Annotated in this window: 15 protein-coding genes; 9 read left to right on the top strand and 6 right to left on the bottom strand. The window is 61.6% G+C overall.

The features are described from left to right. Nucleotides 1-44: 44 nt before the first annotated feature. Together HCG46_RS01670 and HCG46_RS01665 are read left to right on the top strand one after the other, a co-directional pair. On the top strand, nucleotides 45-611 hold the full coding sequence (locus HCG46_RS01670) for a hemerythrin domain-containing protein (RefSeq protein ID WP_055655176.1): 567 nt from the start codon (nucleotides 45-47) through the stop codon (nucleotides 609-611). Between the two features lie 75 nt (nucleotides 612-686). Further along, nucleotides 687-1,727, top strand: a complete 1,041-nt coding sequence (locus HCG46_RS01665) for a glutathione S-transferase C-terminal domain-containing protein (protein WP_168684281.1) — start codon at nucleotides 687-689, stop codon at nucleotides 1,725-1,727. A gap of 49 nt (nucleotides 1,728-1,776) precedes the next feature. On the opposite strand, the gene HCG46_RS01660 is transcribed toward HCG46_RS01665, so the two are convergent. Next, nucleotides 1,777-2,802 (bottom strand): AraC family transcriptional regulator, encoded by a 1,026-nt coding sequence (locus tag HCG46_RS01660; RefSeq protein ID WP_062488315.1) that lies wholly within the window; start codon nucleotides 2,800-2,802, stop codon nucleotides 1,777-1,779. Nucleotides 2,803-3,044: 242 nt separating this feature from the next. On the opposite strand from HCG46_RS01660, the gene HCG46_RS01655 reads away from it, so the two are divergent. From HCG46_RS01655 to HCG46_RS01625, 7 genes are all read left to right on the top strand, one after another. Next, the gene (locus tag HCG46_RS01655) at nucleotides 3,045-4,391 is read left to right on the top strand and encodes a lycopene cyclase family protein (RefSeq protein ID WP_209009268.1); all 1,347 of its coding nucleotides are present in this window, start codon (nucleotides 3,045-3,047) and stop codon (nucleotides 4,389-4,391) included. Continuing rightward, the gene (peaA, locus tag HCG46_RS01650) at nucleotides 4,388-5,953 is read left to right on the top strand and encodes a quinohemoprotein amine dehydrogenase subunit alpha (protein WP_205838347.1); all 1,566 of its coding nucleotides are present in this window, start codon (nucleotides 4,388-4,390) and stop codon (nucleotides 5,951-5,953) included. Before HCG46_RS01655 ends, peaA begins: the two co-directional genes overlap by 4 nt. A 17-nt stretch (nucleotides 5,954-5,970) precedes the next feature. Continuing rightward, nucleotides 5,971-7,407 carry a quinohemoprotein amine dehydrogenase maturation protein gene (gene peaB, locus HCG46_RS01645; protein WP_023000783.1) on the top strand — a complete coding sequence of 479 codons (1,437 nt, stop codon included), beginning with the start codon at nucleotides 5,971-5,973 and terminating at the stop codon, nucleotides 7,405-7,407. Then, a complete protein-coding gene (qhpC, locus tag HCG46_RS01640) occupies nucleotides 7,404-7,736 on the top strand; it encodes a quinohemoprotein amine dehydrogenase subunit gamma (RefSeq protein WP_006932572.1) in 333 nt (110 codons plus the stop codon). The genes peaB and qhpC overlap by 4 nt, the downstream gene beginning before the upstream one ends. A gap of 36 nt (nucleotides 7,737-7,772) precedes the next feature. Beyond that, the gene (gene peaD, locus HCG46_RS01635) at nucleotides 7,773-8,864 is read left to right on the top strand and encodes a quinohemoprotein amine dehydrogenase subunit beta (RefSeq protein ID WP_168684277.1); all 1,092 of its coding nucleotides are present in this window, start codon (nucleotides 7,773-7,775) and stop codon (nucleotides 8,862-8,864) included. Between the two features lie 139 nt (nucleotides 8,865-9,003). Beyond that, the gene (locus HCG46_RS01630; protein ID WP_168684274.1) at nucleotides 9,004-10,746 is read left to right on the top strand and encodes an ABC transporter ATP-binding protein; all 1,743 of its coding nucleotides are present in this window, start codon (nucleotides 9,004-9,006) and stop codon (nucleotides 10,744-10,746) included. Further along, complete coding sequence (locus HCG46_RS01625; RefSeq protein WP_168684272.1) at nucleotides 10,743-11,420, top strand: hypothetical protein; 678 nt, start codon at nucleotides 10,743-10,745, stop codon at nucleotides 11,418-11,420. The genes HCG46_RS01630 and HCG46_RS01625 overlap by 4 nt, the downstream gene beginning before the upstream one ends. Nucleotides 11,421-11,637: 217 nt before the next feature. Here HCG46_RS01625 and HCG46_RS01620 read toward each other — a convergent pair whose 3' ends face one another. The 5 genes from HCG46_RS01620 to HCG46_RS01600 are packed head-to-tail and all read right to left on the bottom strand — an operon-like array spanning nucleotide 11,638 to nucleotide 17,474. Continuing rightward, nucleotides 11,638-11,841, bottom strand: coding sequence for a formate dehydrogenase subunit delta (locus HCG46_RS01620; RefSeq protein WP_075284757.1), 204 nt, complete (start codon nucleotides 11,839-11,841; stop codon nucleotides 11,638-11,640). Further along, the gene (gene fdhD, locus HCG46_RS01615; RefSeq protein ID WP_168684270.1) at nucleotides 11,831-12,649 is read right to left on the bottom strand and encodes a formate dehydrogenase accessory sulfurtransferase FdhD; all 819 of its coding nucleotides are present in this window, start codon (nucleotides 12,647-12,649) and stop codon (nucleotides 11,831-11,833) included. The genes HCG46_RS01620 and fdhD overlap by 11 nt, the downstream gene beginning before the upstream one ends. A gap of 6 nt (nucleotides 12,650-12,655) precedes the next feature. Next, nucleotides 12,656-15,499: a formate dehydrogenase subunit alpha gene (gene fdhF / locus HCG46_RS01610; RefSeq protein ID WP_209009370.1), complete on the bottom strand. Its 2,844-nt coding sequence runs from the start codon at nucleotides 15,497-15,499 to the stop codon at nucleotides 12,656-12,658. Between the two features lie 32 nt (nucleotides 15,500-15,531). Then, nucleotides 15,532-17,049, bottom strand: a complete 1,518-nt coding sequence (locus HCG46_RS01605; RefSeq protein WP_168684268.1) for an NADH-quinone oxidoreductase subunit NuoF — start codon at nucleotides 17,047-17,049, stop codon at nucleotides 15,532-15,534. Then, nucleotides 17,046-17,474, bottom strand: coding sequence for a formate dehydrogenase subunit gamma (locus HCG46_RS01600; protein WP_286185211.1), 429 nt, complete (start codon nucleotides 17,472-17,474; stop codon nucleotides 17,046-17,048). Before HCG46_RS01600 ends, HCG46_RS01605 begins: the two co-directional genes overlap by 4 nt. Between the last annotated feature and the right edge of the window lie 125 nt (nucleotides 17,475-17,599).

The raw sequence follows: 17,599 nt of genomic DNA, 5'->3' as shown, positions 1-17,599 counted from the left end.
GGTGCCTTCTGATCCGGCCCGCCAACAATCAGATTGGAAACGTCATGAACGCAGATATTGAAATTCGCACCACGGAAATGCCCGCGGACATGCGCATTCTGCTGGATGCGTATCCGCGCGATACCTGGGAGGCACATCCCGGTTTCAAGGAGAAAACCAGCAACTGGCTGGGGGCACATGTGATGTTCCGGCAGTTGGCGGAACTGGTTCGGCTCGAAACGGAAGCCTATCTGGAGAAGCTGAGAGACCCGGACGATTTTGCTGCAAGGCTCTCTCGTTACGGCGATCTGCTGGTACGCAATCTCCATGGCCACCACACCTGGGAAGACAAGAGCTACTTTCCGGAACTCTGTGAGGCCGACCCGCGTTTCGAGAAGGGACTGGAGATCCTGGAGAAGGACCACGAGGCGCTGGACGCGATGCTGTTCCAGCTCTCGCGAACCGCCAATCGCGCCATCAAGCTGGTCCAGCTGGACGAAGCGCAGGCCCGCGAGGAAGCCGGCAAGCTGCAGCCGGTAACCGGGACGATTGAAAGCCTGCTGGCGCGCCACCTGAGTGATGAAGAGGAACTGGCAGTGCCGATCATTCTTCACCATCGCCTGCGCGGATAACAGCAACAAGCGGCCGGGTGCGGTTTTGCTCCCGGCCGCTAGTTGGTTCTAGACTGACAGCCCCGGAGGAAGACGATGCCCAAGCCGAATGCCGATTTGTCCAAGGAAGAAAACCAGTCTGATGCGGCCGGCCGACGTGCGCAAGGAGAGTTCGTGCGCGGCGTGAGCGGCTTTCGGTCTGCTATCGGCGATGCGGATTTCCCGGCCGAACCCGGGAGATATCATCTCTTTGTCGCGCTCAATTGCCCCTGGTGTCACCGTGTAACCCTTGCCCGAAACATCCTCTGGCTTCAGTCCGGTGTTTCCATGGATGTCGCCTTTCCGGGCCGGACTGAAAAAGACGATCCGGCAGGGGAGAACCTTTGGGAATTCAACCCCGGTCGGATTGCGAGCCTGACGGGGGCGCCCTTGCCGGAATGCACTGAGGAAACGGCGACGGGCGAGGGGCTGCGCCTGGTGCAACAGATTTACCGCGCCGAAGGATCTGATGAACGATCCGTCCCGGTTCTTTACGACAAGAAGCAACAGCGCATCGTCAACAACGAAAGCGCCGAGATCATCCGCATGCTCAGCGCGCATGCCGGGGCGCTGGGCAGTACGATAGTTCAGGAAAAAAGGCCTGACCTTTATCCGAACGATGTGGATTTGCAGTCGGAGATCGATGCCCTGAACGAGGCAATCTACACACGTATAAACAATGGCGCCTACAAGGCCGGCTTTTCTTCCGACCAGAGCGTCTATGCGGCAGCATACGAAAGTTACTTCACCATGCTGGCAGATCTGGAAGACAGGCTGGAAGCGAATGGTGGACCGTTTCTTACCGGGGAGAGCTTTACGGAAGCCGACCTGAGGCTGTTTCCGACGCTTTATCGGCACGACCCGGTCTATTTTGTGCGCATGAAGTTGAACGGCGCGCGGATCCTGGACTATCCCAATCTCTGGCACTGGCTGTGCCGGGTGCATGCCTTGCCGGGTGTTGCCGACAGTTCTTCGCTGGTCCATTGCAGGCAGGGGTATTTCGGGCGCTCCTGGAACAACGTCGTGCCGCTAGGGCCGTTCCGGCCAATGCCTTACCCGCAGGCCTATTCGCATCCCGAACTTGCAGGGGCGCGGTAAGTGGCGTGGAGGCGAGATACGTGTCGTTGGTCTGTCTTTCAGGCGTCAGCTAGCGCGCAGGCGTTCGGCCGTAGCTTTGCCGATACTGCTTCGGAGTCATGCCGGTCTTGCGCTTGAACGCCCGCTCGAAAGCGGTCTGGTCGGAATAGTCCAGTTCGAAAGCGATCTGCGCCAGGGAATGGCTGGTGTCGACAAGGGCATGGCGGGCTATGCGGTAGCGGCAGTCGTCCAGAAGCGTGGAAAAGCGCAAGCCTTCCTCACCCAGGTGCCTGTGCAGACTGCGGCGCGACAAGCCAAGGCGCCGGGCAACGGCTTCCTGGTCGGACGTCCCGGCGCCGAGCCCTTCGTAGATGGCTGTGCGTGTGCGTGCGGTCAAAGACTTGGTGCGGGCCTTGTTGGCTAGTGCCTCGCTCAAGCTGGCAAGGGCGTTGCGATGGCCACCGCCACTGTCGCGTGGCATTGAGGCGGACAGGACCTTTTCTGGAAAACTGAGCGCGTTCGTTTCACAGTCGAACAGGCAGAAGCTGCCCGCGGTTTCGGCCCAGATCGACAGCGGGCGCGCCGCCGTGTGTTCGAAGCAGATGAGGTCCGGTTGCCAGTTGGGTCCGGCACCACGCCGGATGAGCTCTGTCAGGACGGAAAGTGTGAATTCCGCATCCTGCCTGCGCGGCCAGATATCCGGATTGAGGATACGATAGGTGAGGGTGGCAACGCCGTCTTCGACGGTCAGCTGCAGATCCGTCTCGCTCTGGATGAATTTGATGAAGCGTTCGAACGTGCGCAACGCAGAACCGACGGTGGACGCAGTCAGAAGGGCTTCGCCCAGTTCGCCGAGGTCGTGAAGGTTGAGCCTGGGGCCAGATTGCCAGCCGATGCCGGGTTGGCCAAGCATGGCGGCGCCGTGCTCGTAGATCTCGACAAACGCATAAAGCGGGATTTCGAAGTGTGCGTCCTGCCACGCGTCGACAGGCACGCCGCTCTGGCGTCCCAGAGCTGCCGGCTCCAGCCCCTTGTCGATCAGCATTGACTGCAGACCGCTCAAGGCGCCTGCGATGATCGTGGCACCTGTTGGCATGACCCCCGCCTCTCCCGAAAGTCCCGCTTGGCCCACCTGCCGCAGTAAACGGCAAGTGGAAGCTTCAACTACAGCAGAGTTCCGGAGTTGTTGCAATTGACCAGTTCGGGATTTCAATAGGCCGGCAAAGATTGGCCGAAATTGTCGAGAAGTACGAAAAAGCCCTCTCTCTAATGGCAGGTACAGAGAGATCCGGTTCAGCACCTTGAAAACTTGGGCGTCCGGACGAGGGAACAGATTTGGTGACCTGCATCGATGTGGCAGTGGCCGGCGGTGGACCCGCCGGTGCATTCACAGCGCGTGAGCTGGCCTGTGCCGGGCTCAGCGTGCTCCTGATCGACCCGGCAACCTGCCGGCCCAGGCTGGAAGGCCTCGGGGAGCGGGTGGCGCAGCTTCTTATTGCCAAGGGACTTGGCAACACGCTGGGTGCTGCCAGCGACCCCTTACCCCGACACGTGACATGGGCTGGCCTCACCGGAACGGCCAATGGCGAGCGGCTGGTTCGACGCCATGTCTTCGACGAGGCCTTGAGGCGTGCAGCCATTGAGGCAGGCGCACAGACCCGGCAGGCGCGCCTTGGCCGGATCCTGAAATCCGACGAACAGCAGGGCGTCGTGTTGAAGCTTACGACTGGTGAGGAGGTTCGCGCACGCCTGTTGATCGACGCACGCGGACGGCAGACTTCTACCGCCCAGCGCCTCAAGGGACCACAGACCCTGGCAATTGCAGGACTGGCCACGCAAGCTGCAGGCGCCGCCGGCACCCATGTGGAGGCCTCCCCTGAAGGCTGGCTCTGGGTGGCGGAAGATCCGGGTTTTGGCCGCTGGCTGCAGATTTCCGTTGGCGCGGATGATCTCGCTGGAGCCGGACAAGCAGCCTTGCGGGACCGAATGGCCCGTTTCCTTTCCCAGGACCAACTTGCTGGCCGCTTCTCTGACCTCGTCTTCCAGGATCCATTGATTGCCCGCTCGGCCGGTCTTGTTCTGGCAGCTCCCCGGTTGAAGCTGCCGGTCATCCCGGTTGGCGATGCCGCGGTTGCTATCGATCCCTTGTCCGGTCACGGCCTGTTCTGGGCCCTGTCGTCCGCGCTTTCTGCGGTGCCGAGCGTGCTGACCATTCTTGAGAACGTGGAGAAAGGAAGCCGTCTTGCCACCCGGTTCTACCGGGACCGCGTCGTGGAAACCTTCTGGCGTCAGGCGCGAACAGGGCGCGATTTCTACCGGTTGGAAACAGGCCTTTCCGGCAATCCTTTCTGGGCGGAACGGGTCTCATGGCCGGATGACGAACCGTCCCATCCGACTGTGTTCGAAACCAGCCTGCACAAGCGCGTTGTCGTCGAAAGTAACCGCCTGGTCGAGCGCGACGTGCTGGTGACGCCGCAGGATCCCGGCGGCGTTGCTTATGTCGCGGGCATTCCGGTGGGCGACCTGAAGCCTTTCTTTCCGTCTTCCGCCTTGGCGCAGCCGCCGCCAGGCGCACCGTCTCCCGCGCTCAAGGCCGCCTTCGGCTGGCTTGAGAGTCGCGGACTACTGCATGGCTCGCTGAGCCGCACAAAACAACAGCAGACCAAAACGAGGGAAACAGCATGATCAAACGAATGCGAAAGGGGCATCTGGCCGGCCTTGCCGGGCTCATGCTTCTGATGCCTCTTCCGGCGGGGGCGCAGGACGGTGCCACGCTTCTGGAAGAAAATTGCAGCGGCTGTCACATGGCCGACGACAACGGTGCGCTCAGCCGCATCAGCGGTCAGCGAAAGACGCCCGAAGGCTGGTTGATGACCATCGTGCGCATGCGTCTCTTCCATGGCATGGAAATAGAGCCTGCCGTGCAGAGCGAGCTGGTGCACTACCTGTCGGACACGCAAGGTCTTGCCCCCAGCGAGACCGAAGGGCTGCGTTACGTTCTGGAACGTGAACCTGCACATATGGAAGAGGTCGAGGCCCCGCTCGGCGAAATGTGCTCCCGTTGCCATTCAGCCGCTCGTTTCAAGCTTCAGCGGCGCTCCCAGGAGGAATGGGCGCTCCATATCGATTTCCATGTCGGTCAATGGCCAACACTGGAATATCAGGCGCTCGGGCGTGATCGTGAATGGCTGAAACTGGCCCGCGAGGAAGTGGTGCCGCTATTGGCCGAGCGCTATCCGCTCGAGTCCGACGCCTGGAACACGTGGCTCGAGGCACAGAAGCCTGAGGCCGCTGGAAGTTGGGTGTTCGCAACCAGCCTGCCGGAGAAGGGCGAGGCCTACGGCACGCTTGAGGTTTCCGGTGACAGCCAGCCCTATACGGTTTCCGGTACGCTGATGACCGTCGGCGGCGAGGAGTTGACCCTTGAGGGCAAGCTGAACGTCTATACCGGCTACGAATGGCGCGCCAACCTGGACATCGGCGGAACGAAGTACCGGCAGATCCTGGCGATCTCCGAAGACGGCAGCAGCCTGAGCGGCCGCCAGTTCCTGCATGCCGAAGACAGCCTCGGTGGTGCGTTCAGGGCGGCCAGGGCTGGCGGTGCTCCTGCGATCGTCGGCGTCGTTCCGTCCACGGTTCCGGCCGGCAGCAGCGCTACGGTCCAGATCGTCGGCACAGGGCTTGGCGATGTTGCCCTCAGCGGTGCGCTTGAAGCCACCGGCGGCGCTGCCAACGCCTATGGATCCGCAATTGAAGTCTCTCCCGCGGCGGATACCGATGGCCTGATCACGGTTGCGTCCGGAGACGCCACTACGGATGAGGCGCTGGCGGTCTATAGCCATGTCGACAGCCTCAAGGTGGAGCCGGCCTTTGCCGTTGCCCGTGTCGGCGGCGGTGGCGGGTCTGCCGGCAAGGTTCCCGCCCGCTTCGATGCGGTCGGTTACTGGAATGGTCCGGACGGTCAGCCGGGGACCGACGACGATATCCGCATCGGCTCCGTGCCGGCATCCTGGTCGGTTGCGCCTTTCAACGAAGAGGCCGAGCACCTGAAAGATACGGAATATGCAGGTGTGATGGATGAAACGCTCGGCATCTTCATGCCTGGCGTTGCAGGTCCGAATACCGAGCGTCCGTTCTCCACCAACAATGCGGGCAATCTGAAGGTGCTGGCAACCAGCGGCGAGGCGACCGGCGAAGGTCAGCTCATCGTCACGGTGCAGCGCTGGAACGATCCCCCGATCCGCTGAAACAGGAGTTTGTAATCATGGGATATCTCTTTTTTCAGCCGCAGAATGCGCACCGGGTCGAAGTGGACGGACGCCATCTGCTCTTCCACGTGCCGACGACATCTCTGTTCGAGATCGACCGGCTCGACAATGACGTGATCGACCTCTTCAGAGACCGGACCAGGGTTTCCGAAGCCGATGTCCGGGAACGGTTCAGCGGCCGGGTCGATCCGCTCGAGGTGACAGAGCGGATCCGTTCGTTTCTCGATCTCGACATTATCACCGACGGCCGCCCGCCCCGGGCGGAACGGCCGCCTATCCACATCCAGAACTTCCCGCTGACGACGATCGTTCTCAACGTCAACACGGGCTGCAATCTTTCCTGCACCTATTGCTACAAGGAGGATCTGGATACGCCGTCCAAGGGCCGGCGCATGGCGTTCGAAACGGCGAAGCGCTCGATCGAGCTATTGCTGGCGGAAAGCCCCGACCGGGACAGCTACAATGTTGTCTTCTTCGGCGGCGAACCGCTCAGCAACCTGGCCCTGATCAAGGAAGTCGTTGCCTATGCGGAAGACCGCTTCGGCAATCTCGGCAAGCGTGTCGACTTTACCCTGACGACTAACGCGACGCTTCTGACCGAGGAGATCGTCGACTGGCTCAATGCCCACCGGTTCGGTCTGACCGTTTCGATGGACGGGCCGAAGGCGCTTCACGACAAGAACCGCAAGACCGTCGGCGGCAAGGGCACCTACAACGTCGTTGCCTCCAAGACCAGGATGCTGCTGGAACGCTACACCTCCCGCCCGGTCGGCGGGCGAGTGACGCTGACCCATGGCGTGACTGCCGTCTACGAGATCTGGGATCACCTGAAAAACGAAATCGGCTTTCATGAAGTCGGCTTCTCGCCGGTGACCTCCGGTCCCATCGCGCCGTTCAACCTGACCGGCGACGAGCTTCAGACAGTGTTCGACGAGATGAAACGTCTTGGACGGCACTACCGGGATGAAGCGCTTCTTGGCCGCAACATCGGCTTTTCGAACATGCACCAGCTCATGAACGACCTTTACGAAGGCCGGTCAAAGGCACTGCCTTGCGGGGCAGGGCTCGGCATGCTGGCGGTTGATCATGAGGGCGGTCTCAATCTCTGCCATCGGTTCACCGGGTCCGACATGGAGACCTATGGCACGGTCGACGGCGGAATTGAAAAGCAGAAGCTTGCCCGTTTCATCGAGGACCGGGCGGACCGCACCGACAAGGGCTGCTCCACCTGCCGCATCCGCAACATCTGCGCGGGTGGCTGTTACCACGAGAGTTACGCCCATTTCTCCGATCCGATGAAGCCGACCTACCACTATTGCGACCTCATGCGCGACTGGGTGGATTTCGGCATCGGCGTCTATGGCGAGTTGATCGCCGGCGCTCCGGCATTCTTTTCGGATCACATCATGCCTCGGAGGGCATTCGGCAAATGAGACACTTGAAACCCCTGAACCAGAAAGCCGACCGCGTCGTCACTGCGGTCGAAACCGACAAGATGGACGAAGTGCGGGCCATGCAGACCGTGGTCGTGGGCTGCACATCGACCCTCGATCCCGGCTGGGAAGTCGACCCGTTCGGCGGTGTCGCCGCCCTGTGCCAACCGATGGAGGCCGATCTTTACGGCTGCTCGGACCCTTGCTGGTGGCCGGCCCAGGTGCCGGACACGATCAATTCCTATCGGGACTGGAACGCCGATGCCGACAATGCCGGAAAGGACTGGCGCTCGCTCGGAACGGTTTTCCCGTCCGACAGCGAAACCTGACCGGCAGACGCCCTTCAAGATATTCGGAGAAACCCGATGCGAAACCTTATTGCTGCGGTAAGCGCAGCCCTGGCCTTGAGCCTTACCGCTCTGCCGGCCCTCGCCAAGGATCTGATTGTCACGGCCGCAAAGCCCGACCGGCTTTACGTGATCGACGCCAAGGCACGGACGATAGAGACCGACTGCAAGCTCGACTTCAACCTGATCCCCGGTGTCATCGTTGTCTCGCCGGACAACAAGATCGCCTATATCCTCGGCAATCGCTGGGAGGATGTGTTCGGTATTGACCTTTCCACCTGCGAGACGGTGTTTTCCGCGCATCAGTCAGAAAGCGACATCCGGCGCAAGTCGATTGCCTCGCTGGCCGTCTCCAAGGATGGCAAGGAGGTCTACACGGTGCGCAATCCGGTTCGGCTGCTTGCCGACCGATACGAGGTTCTTGAACCGGAAATCGCGGTCTATGAAACAGCAGCCGGTCTTGACGCCAAACCGGCCCGCACGTTCCCGAGCCCGCGCCGCATGACGGTGATGGCAACCGGGCGTGATGGCATGCTCTATGCCGCCGGGCACGAGATCTATGCGATTGACCCGAAGACCGGCGAAATCTCCATCAAGATCAAGAATGCCACCTGGGACCGGCCGACCTATTCTCCGCCGGACGTCCTTGCCTTCTGGCCTATCGGTACACAGGCAGACGAGTTCATGCTGCTTTATTCGGCCGCCAAGTTCACCGACGAGTCGATGAGCGAGATTGCCGATTTCGTCTGGGGGTACCAGTCGGTCGACCTGACGACTGGGGAAAGCGATATCCAGGATTTCGCCAGCCTGGAAGTGATCATGTTCTCCGCCGTGCGTGACCCCAACGACAAGAGCAAGCTTTACGGTGTCTACACCCAGCTTTCCAAGCATGATGTCGAGAAGAAAGAGCTGATCAAGCGGGTCGACCTGCCACACACCTATTACTGTGTGAACATCTCGTCCGACGGCAAGGAGATCTATGTCGGCGGCACCAATGACGACATTGGCGTCTACGATGCGGAAACCCTGGAACGTATCGGCGAAATCCTCCTGCCTTCGGGCGGCGACATGGCCGCCGGTACGATGCAGGTGATCAGCACCGGAAGCTAGGGGAGTACCGAACCTACCAGGCCATCGGGACCTAGTATTCCCGGTGGCAACTAAAGTGCTCCAATCTTATTGCCGGTGATTACCGGGTCCTCGATTTCGCGGGGACGACAATGGGGGAGGTTGCAAACAAGGAACACGGATGAAACAGGCAGTTTCCTTGAGCGGAGCAGACCGGGCCGGGACCAAGTCGTCCCGGCCTTCGGTGCTGCGTGGGGTGTTCAACCGGGTCTTCGGCACCCGTGAGGCGGCGTGGCTGGTGCCGCTGGTCGCGCCATACCGCTGGCCGCTGGCAATGCTGTTCCTGTTATCCCTTGTGGCGGCAGGTGCGGCGCTTGTGCCGCCTTACCTGACCAAGCTTGTCATCGACCGGGGCCTGATGGCCGGCGACAAGCACGCGCTTGTGGTTTTTGTGGCCATCCTTTTTGGGGTTGGCCTGGCAGCACTGGCGCTGGGCGCACTGAATTCCTTGCTGCACCTGAGGTTTTCGGCAAGGCTGCTGAAGGACCTGCGCCGTTCGGCCGTCGACAGGATCCTTGCCCAGTCGCCCCGCTGGCAGGCCAAACAATCCATCGGCGAACTCATGAGCCGCCTTGATGGCGATGCCGGGGAAGTACAGCAATTCACGTTTGGCGTGCTGGTGAACGGCGGTGGCAGCCTTCTGAGACTGGTGGGCGGCCTGGTCATGTTGTTTGTGCTGGCGCCCAAGCTGGCTCTTCTTGCACTGGCACTGGCACCGGTCGAACTGTTGTTTTTCGCCCGTGCACGACCCGTCACCCAAGCGAAGGCAACTGAGGTACGGCAAGCGCGCGGTGTGCTCGCATCCGGGCTTGCGGAGACGATTACCGGGCTTTCCGCACTGCGGGCGCTGAATGCGACCGGAGCTGCGGCAAAACGGATCGAAACACGGCAACAGGGCCTTGTCGCAGCATTGATGTCTGCGCAGATGTGGAACGAGGTGACACGGGCGGTGCCGATGGTGCTGACGGCGATCCTGCGTGGTGCGGTTTTTCTGGTTGGCGGGCTCGCGGTGATCGACGGTACCATGCCGCTCGGGTCCCTGATCGCCTTTACTGCCTATCTCGCCTTCCTGATCGGGCCGATGCAGTCGCTCATTTCCCTCTGGCACGGGCAGGCGCGCATGAAGGCGGCGCTCGACCGGCTCGACCGGATCATGAGTGCCGTACCGGATGTCCAGGACCCGGTATCACCTGTGCCACTGACTGCCGGTGGTGGAGAATTGGTGCTGGCAGGTGTTGCCTATGCACCGGATGGCGGCGTGCCGCTGTTTGAGAATGTTAGCCTCGTCGTCCCAAAAGGACAGAAAATCCGGCTGTGCGGTCCGTCCGGCGTCGGCAAGACGTCGCTTCTGTCGCTGCTTCAACGCCATGACGACCCGAAGGCAGGAACGATCCTTCTGGATGGTACGGACTTACGTCATCTCTCTCTTCAAGATCTCCGCACGGTTGTCGCCCTCGTGCCGCAAAAGGGGCATGTCTTTTCCGGAACGGTGGCGGACAATCTCTGTCTCGGGTCTTCTGAGGCAGCCGAGGAAGACATGCATGCCGTTCTGCAATTCGTGGAGCTGGAGGACCGGTTTTCTGGCAAGGGACTTGAAACGGCTCTTGGCGAGGGAGGGCTGGACCTTTCCGGCGGAGAACGTCAGCGGCTGTGTCTTGCCCGTGCCCTGTTGCAGCCGTTCCAGGTGCTGATCCTCGATGAAAGCCTTTCGGAGGTTGATGCGGACCGGGTGTCACGGATCATGACCCGGATTGACACCCGATTTGGTGATCGTACCCGCCTTGTCGTCACGCATGGGGACGCGGAACGGTATGGGACCTTTGACAGTGAGCTGGTGCTGCAAGCAAGAGAGGTCGGGGTTTGATCAGGGTCGGGCTGATAGACGGCGCCTTGCCGGGGGACTGGCCGGGCCTGGTGGGACAGGAATGGTTCTGCAGGCCGGATGCCGCTGAACTTGCCTCAGGGCATGCGGAGGCGATGGCGCAGACCGTGTGCACTCATGCGGAAGATGTTTTGCTTCTCAACGCCGTTGTGTTTCCGGGGCAGCTTTCGACCACGCTTGACGCCATCTGCGCTGCCTTGAGCTGGCTTGCCGAAGATCCACCCGACATTGTCCTGTGTGCCTTCGGCATGGCGCGATCTTCCATCGAGATGTCGGTGGCATTGGCCCGGCTACAGCAGGCGGGTAGTCTGATTGTCGGTTCTGCTCCGGCGCGCGGTGGGAACGCCTATCCGGCTGCGTATGACGGCGTTCTGTCCGTTCAGGGCGATGCCCGCTGTGGCCCTGCGGAGCTGTCAAAGTTGGATCTGCCGCAGGCCACCTTCGGTGCCTGTCCAATGGCTGCCGGGCGCGAGGATATTCGCGGCGCCAGCGCGGCGGCAGCGCATCTCGCCGGATTGCTGGCGAGATCGGTTCAGGGGTCTGAAAGGAATGACCTGGTCGGGCTGGAGACCTTTGTCCGTTACTGGGGGCGGGAACGGCGCGGGGATGGGGCGCTTGCGGGCAGCGGAGCGGCCGGGGTATCTGCCGGCGGGTAGTCTTATTTGAAAAGAGGCCGGAGTTTGTGGCCCATCCTTCGAGACAGCGCTTCACGCTTCCTCAGGATGAGGTTGTATTTGTTGCGAGGCCGAAATCTCCCTTTCGACCTCATCCTGAGGAGGACCGTCAGGTCCGTCTCGAAGGATGGGCCGCATATTCGCAGCGGCAGATTTTCCGAATTTCAGTATCGTGGCAAAGAAGAGGGAAACCCTCCCGTCAGAGCCTGCGCACGCTTTCCAGGACGACCGAGTCGAGACCGGCACCGCCGGCTTCCACATGGGCTCTCAACTGGTCGCGCATGCGCGGCTCCCAGAAGTCCTTCAGATGGTTCGCGACCTTCTCCGCCTGGTCAATGCCTGGCTGGGTCTTGAAGAAGGTGGCGATCTGGTTGGCCATATAGACCATCTTTTCAGGCGACATCTGCAACTCCGGATAAGACGCGCTCTGGATGCGCGTAAAGATCAAACCCGCCGTCCCTTGAAAATGCGGCGACCGTTATGCCGGCCTCGTCGGCGAGGCGGAGTGCGGTCGACGTCGGGGCCGAGGCGGCAATCAGGGCCGGGCAACCGGCAAAGGCGCATTTCTGCACCAGTTCCACCGACAGCCTGCTGGTGAGGACGAAAGCGCCGGTTGCGGGGTCGGTCCCGGCTTGGGCAAGGGCGCCGATCAGCTTGTCGAGCGCATTGTGGCGGCCAACGTCCTCGCGCGCCACGACCACGCCCTTGCCCGGTTGGAGGAAACCGGCGGCGTGGGTGGCGCGCGTCTGGTCCCGAAGCGGCTGCAGCCGGCTGAGCGCATCGGTCGCTCTGGCCACATCCAGGCGGGACAGGACTGTTGTTGCGTCGACCGTCGGCAAAGGCCGCAGAGCCTGATCCAGACTTTCGATGCCACACAAGCCGCAACCAACCGGACCGGCCATGGCTCGGCGGCGGGCAAGAAGCCGTTTCGAGCGGTCTGCGCGTAACCAAAGTCGAGCCTCTATGCCGCGGTCATGAGAGACCTCCTCGAAGGCTTCGATTTCGGTGATCGAGCTGATGATGCCTTCGCTCAGGGCAAAACCGACGGCGAAGTCGGCAATATCGCCAGGCGTTGCCATCATCACCGCCTGCGTGGTGCCATCAAAGACGAGCGCAACAGGGCTTTCCTCCGGCAGGCTTCTCGCGACCGCCACCTGGCCGTCCGCGTGGACGGCACGGCCGGGCATGGAGCGGGAGAGCGGACGATCCATCACCAGTTACTCCGCAGCCGGCAGGATCCGCCGGGACATAGCTGCCTGGGCGGCATAGTCTTCCTGCCAGTTGGTCGGTCCGTTGGACAGGCTGACCTGAACCGCCGTCACCTTGTATTCCGGACAATTTGTGGCCCAGTCGGAGAAGTCGGTCGTGATGACATTCGCCTGGGTGTCCGGATGGTGGAAGGTGGTGTAGACGACGCCGGGGCTGACCCTGTCGGTGAGATGGGCCCGCAAGGTGGTTTCTCCGGAACGCGATGCCAGCTTCACCCAGTCGCCTTCCTTCAGTCCGCGGTTTTCCGCGTCATGCGGGTGGATTTCCAGAAGATCCTGATCGTGCCAGATAACGTTGTCGGTTCGCCGGGTCTGAGCACCGACATTGTACTGGGACAGGATACGGCCGGTGGTCAGAAGCAGCGGGAAGCGCGGCCCGGATTTCTCGTCCGTCGCCACATATTCGGTGACAATGAACCGGCCCTTGCCGCGCACGAAACCATCGACATGCATGAGCGGCGTGCCATCCGGCGAGGCTTCGTTGCAGGGCCATTGCACCGACCCTTTTTCCTCCAGCAGATCGTAGGTCACGCCGGCGAAGGAGGGCGTGGTTGCAGCGATTTCAGCCATGATTTCGGACGGATGGCTATAGGTCCATCCGGCACCCATGGCGTTGGCGAGCATCTGGGTGATCTCCCAGTCGGAATAGCCGTTGCGCGGCGCCATCACCTTGCGCACGCGGTTGATGCGGCGTTCGGCGTTGGTAAAGGTACCGTCCTTTTCCAGGAACGTGGAACCGGGCAGGAAGACATGGGCGTAGTTGGCGGTCTCGTTCAGGAAGAGGTCGTGAACAATGACGCATTCCATGGCTGCAAGGCCGGCCGCCACATGCTTGGTGTCGGGGTCCGATTGGAGAATGTCCTCGCCCTGGCAATAGAGCCCCTTGAAACTGCCATCGACAGCGGCATCCAGCATGTTGGGGATGCGCAAGCCCGGCTCGGCATCGATCTCCACGCCCCAGATGTCCTGGAAGATCGCGCGGACGTCCTCGTTCTTCACATGGCGGTAACCCGGAAGTTCATGCGGGAAGGAGCCCATGTCGCAGGAGCCCTGGACGTTGTTCTGGCCGCGCAGCGGGTTCACGCCGACACCCTTTCGCCCGACATTGCCCGTGAGCATTGCAAGGTTGGCGATGCCCATGACCGTGGTCGAACCCTGGCTGTGTTCCGTCACGCCGAGGCCGTAGTAGATCGCGCCATTGCCGCCGGTCGCGAACAGGCGAGCCGCCTTGCGCAGTTCTTCCGCCGGAACGCCGGTCAGGCCTTCGCTGGTTTCCGGGCTGTGGCGCGGATCGCGAACGAAGTCGGCATAGGTCAGGAACTCGTCCCAGTCGCAACGATCGCGAATATAGTCTTCGTCGAAAAGACCTTCGGTAACGATGACATGGGCGAGGGCGGTTACCACGGCAACGTTTGTGCCGGGGCGCAGCTGCAGATGGTGGGACGCCTCGATGTGAGCCGATTTCACCAGATTGATGCGGCGCGGGTCGATAACGATCAGCTTGGCACCGGCGCGCAGACGCTTCTTCAGGCGGGAGGCAAAGACCGGGTGACCGTCGGTCGGGTTGGCGCCAATCACGATGACGACGTCGGTATGTTCGACGGAATCGAAATCCTGCGTCCCTGCAGAGGTCCCAAAGGTCTGGCCGAGGCCGTAGCCGGTCGGCGAGTGGCAGACACGGGCACAGGTGTCGGTGTTGTTGTTGCCGAAGACCGCCCGGGTCAGCTTCTGCACCAGGAAGGTTTCCTCGTTGGTGCAGCGGCTGGAGGTGATCACGCCGATGGACTTGCGGCCGTGCTTTTCCTGCAGGCCGCGCAGGCGGTTGGCGGCGAAGCTGAGGGCCTCGTCCCAGGAAACTTCCTGCCAGGGTTGATCGATGCTATCGCGGATCATCGGGTTGAGGATCCGGTCCTTGTGGGTCGCATAGCCATAGGCGAAGCGGCCCTTGACGCAGGAATGGCCGCGATTGGCCTTGCCGTGCTTGTAAGGCACCATGCGCACCAGTTCGTCGCCGTTGAGTTCAGCCTTGAACGAACAGCCGACTCCGCAATAGGCGCAAGTAGTGACGACGGAACGTTCCGGCGTTCCCAGTTCGATGACGGATTTTTCCTGAAGCGTGCCGGTTGGGCAGGCCTGCACGCAGGCGCCACAGGACACGCAGTCGGAAGACAGGAAATCGTCGAACGCCGCCCCCGGCGAAACACGGCTTTCAAAACCACGGCCTTCGATGGTCAGGGCAAAGGTGCCCTGAACCTCTTCACAGGCCCGCACACAACGCGAGCAGACGATGCATTTGGCCGGGTCATAAGCGAAATAGGGGTTGGAAACGTCCTTCGGGATATACTCCGGGTTCGGCCCAACAGAGGTACGCTGTTCGAAGTGGTTGCGGCCCGGCTCGTAACGGACATCACGCAGACCGACCATGCCGGCCATGTCCTGCAGCTCGCAATCGCCATTGGCAGCGCAAGTCAGGCAGTCCAGCGGATGGTCGGAGATGTAGAGCTCCATCACGCCCTTGCGGATCTGCTTGACCCTGGAGGACTGGGTGTGAACGACCATGCCCGGCGCAACCGGTGTGGTGCAGGAGGCGGGTGTGCCGCGCCGGCCCTCGATTTCGACCACGCAGAGGCGGCAGGAACCGAAGGCGTCAATGCTGTCCGTGGCGCAAAGCTTGGGAACCTGAAGACCGATTTCAGAGGCCGCGCGCATCACCGAGGTGCCTTCCGGCACCGTGACCTCGAAGCCATCGATGGTCAGCGTGACCGGAGCGCCTTCCTTTGCCGGAGTGCCCATGTCGCGATCGTCATGGATGTTGGCGAGATCCGTCATTCGGCGGCCTCCTTCTGGCGGGCAAAATCTTCAGGGAAGTGGGTAAGGGCGCTCATGACCGGATAGGGCGTGAACCCACCGAGCGCGCAGAGCGAGCCGTCTTTCATCGTGTCGCAGAGATCCGTCAGGAGGTGGACAGCCCCTGCATCGCCAGCATCGATCCGGTCGATTGTCTCGACACCGCGCACGGCGCCGATCCGGCACGGTGTGCATTTGCCACAACTTTCCACAGCGCAGAATTCCATGGCGAAGCGGGCCATCTTCAGCATGTCCGCCCTGTCATCGAAGACGACAATGCCGGCATGTCCGATGAGGCCACCCTGGCCGTCGAATTCTTCATAACCGAACGGCGTGTTGAACTTGGAGACGGGCATATACGCCCCGAGGGGGCCCCCAACCTGGACAGCCTTGACCGGCCGGCCACTGGCGGTGCCACCGGCAATATCGTTGATCAGCTCACCCAGAGGCATGCCGAAAGCGGTCTCGAAAAGACCGCCGTGGCGGACATTGCCTGCGATCTGGATCGGCATGGTGCCCTTGGAGCGGCCGAGGCCGAACCCGGCATAGAACTCCGCGCCTTTTTCCATAATGACCGGAACAGTTGCCAGCGAGAGCACGTTGTTGACGACGGTCGGCTTGCCGAAGAGGCCTTCAAGCGCCGGCAGCGGCGGTTTGGCCCGCACGATGCCGCGCTTGCCTTCCAGGCTGTTGAGGAGGGACGTTTCCTCACCGCACACGTATGCGCCTGCACCAGTGCGAATTTCCAGGTCGAAAGCCTTGCCGGATCCGAGCACGTTCGTGCCGAGCAGGCCGGCCTTGAGACCGATCCTGACAGCGGCTTCCATGACTGCGATGGCGTCCGGATACTCGGAGCGAATATAGACGAAGCCCTTTGTAGCCCCTGTGGCAAGGCCCGCGATGATCATGCCTTCGATCAGCGTGAAGGGATCGCCTTCCATGAGCATGCGGTCGGCGAAGGTGCCGCTGTCACCTTCGTCCGCATTGCAGACAATGTATTTGCGTGCCGAAACTGCCTTGCGGACGGTGTCCCACTTGATGCCCGTGGGAAACCCTGCGCCACCACGGCCGCGCAGGCCGGAGTTGGTGACTTCCGCAACGATCTCTTCTTCACTGAGAGCAAGAGCGCGTTTCAGGCCGACAAGTCCGCCATGGGCTTCGTATTCGGCGAGGCTGAGCGGATCGATCAGTCCGCAACGGGCAAAGGTCAGCCGGGTCTGGCGGGCGAAAAAGGGGATGTCTTCCACCGTGCCGAGACTTTCCAGCGTGCCATCCAGAAGAGAAGGAACGTCTTCGGCTGTGACGGCGCCAAAAGCCTTGCGGGTGCCGTCGATTTCGATTTCGACAAGCGGTTCAAGCCAGACCATGCCACGGCTGCCATTGCGCACCACGGTGACATCGAGACCACGGTTGCCGGCTTCGATCTGAATTGCTGCGGCAACTTCATCGGCACCCAGTGCCTTGGCAGCGCTGTCGAGGGGAACGAAGATCTTCATGCTCCGGCCTCCTGGAGGATACGCGTCATGCGATCTTCGGTGACACGGCCGATGACCTTGCCGTCGACCATCGCGGCAGGGGCGCAGGCACACAGGCCGAGGCAGTAGACAGGTTCGAGAGTGACGGCACCGTTGCGGGTTGTGCCGTGCCAGTCCAGGCCGAGCTTCGCCAGAACCGCCTCGCCAAGGGCTTCGCCGCCGACGGCCTGGCAGGCCTCTGCCCGGCAGATCTTGACGATGTGGCGCCCGGCGGGGGCCTTGCGGAAATCATGGTAGAAGGAGATGACGCCGTGAACTTCCGCCTTGGACAGATTGAGCGCCTCTGCAATCAGCTCGACCGCTGCCTGGGGCACATAGCCGAACTCCGCCTGCAAGCCGTGCAGCATGGGCAGAAGTGGACCTTCCAAGGTAATAAAATCTTCCATCACGGCCGAGATCTGTTCGGCCGTGGGTTCTCCCGTCGCATACGGCATGCGCGTCCTCCCGTATATTTCGAGGCGCATCACACCATTAAGTTTGATTTGATATCAATAATGATTTTCCGTTGATC

The organism is Labrenzia sp. PO1 (genome assembly GCF_012273635.1).
In the GTDB taxonomy this organism is placed as follows: Bacteria; Pseudomonadota; Alphaproteobacteria; order Rhizobiales; family Stappiaceae; genus Roseibium; species Roseibium algicola.
Note: the sequence above shows the minus strand (reverse complement) of the source record. Positions and strands in the feature narration are given on the sequence as shown.

What these genes read in the sequence shown, in the direction of transcription:
- HCG46_RS01670 (WP_055655176.1), top strand. Translation starts at nt 45, where the DNA reads ATGAACGCAGATATTGAAATTCGCACCACGGAAATGCCCGCGGACATG.
- HCG46_RS01665 (WP_168684281.1), top strand. Translation starts at nt 687, where the DNA reads ATGCCCAAGCCGAATGCCGATTTGTCCAAGGAAGAAAACCAGTCTGAT.
- HCG46_RS01660 (WP_062488315.1), bottom strand. Translation starts at nt 2,802, where the DNA reads ATGCCAACAGGTGCCACGATCATCGCAGGCGCCTTGAGCGGTCTGCAG.
- peaA (WP_205838347.1), top strand. Translation starts at nt 4,388, where the DNA reads ATGATCAAACGAATGCGAAAGGGGCATCTGGCCGGCCTTGCCGGGCTC.
- peaB (WP_023000783.1), top strand. Translation starts at nt 5,971, where the DNA reads ATGGGATATCTCTTTTTTCAGCCGCAGAATGCGCACCGGGTCGAAGTG.
- qhpC (WP_006932572.1), top strand. Translation starts at nt 7,404, where the DNA reads ATGAGACACTTGAAACCCCTGAACCAGAAAGCCGACCGCGTCGTCACT.
- peaD (WP_168684277.1), top strand. Translation starts at nt 7,773, where the DNA reads ATGCGAAACCTTATTGCTGCGGTAAGCGCAGCCCTGGCCTTGAGCCTT.
- HCG46_RS01630 (WP_168684274.1), top strand. Translation starts at nt 9,004, where the DNA reads ATGAAACAGGCAGTTTCCTTGAGCGGAGCAGACCGGGCCGGGACCAAG.
- HCG46_RS01620 (WP_075284757.1), bottom strand. Translation starts at nt 11,841, where the DNA reads ATGTCGCCTGAAAAGATGGTCTATATGGCCAACCAGATCGCCACCTTC.
- fdhD (WP_168684270.1), bottom strand. Translation starts at nt 12,649, where the DNA reads ATGGATCGTCCGCTCTCCCGCTCCATGCCCGGCCGTGCCGTCCACGCG.
- fdhF (WP_209009370.1), bottom strand. Translation starts at nt 15,499, where the DNA reads ATGGGCACTCCGGCAAAGGAAGGCGCTCCGGTCACGCTGACCATCGAT.
- HCG46_RS01605 (WP_168684268.1), bottom strand. Translation starts at nt 17,049, where the DNA reads ATGAAGATCTTCGTTCCCCTCGACAGCGCTGCCAAGGCACTGGGTGCC.
- HCG46_RS01600 (WP_286185211.1), bottom strand. Translation starts at nt 17,474, where the DNA reads ATGGAAGATTTTATTACCTTGGAAGGTCCACTTCTGCCCATGCTGCAC.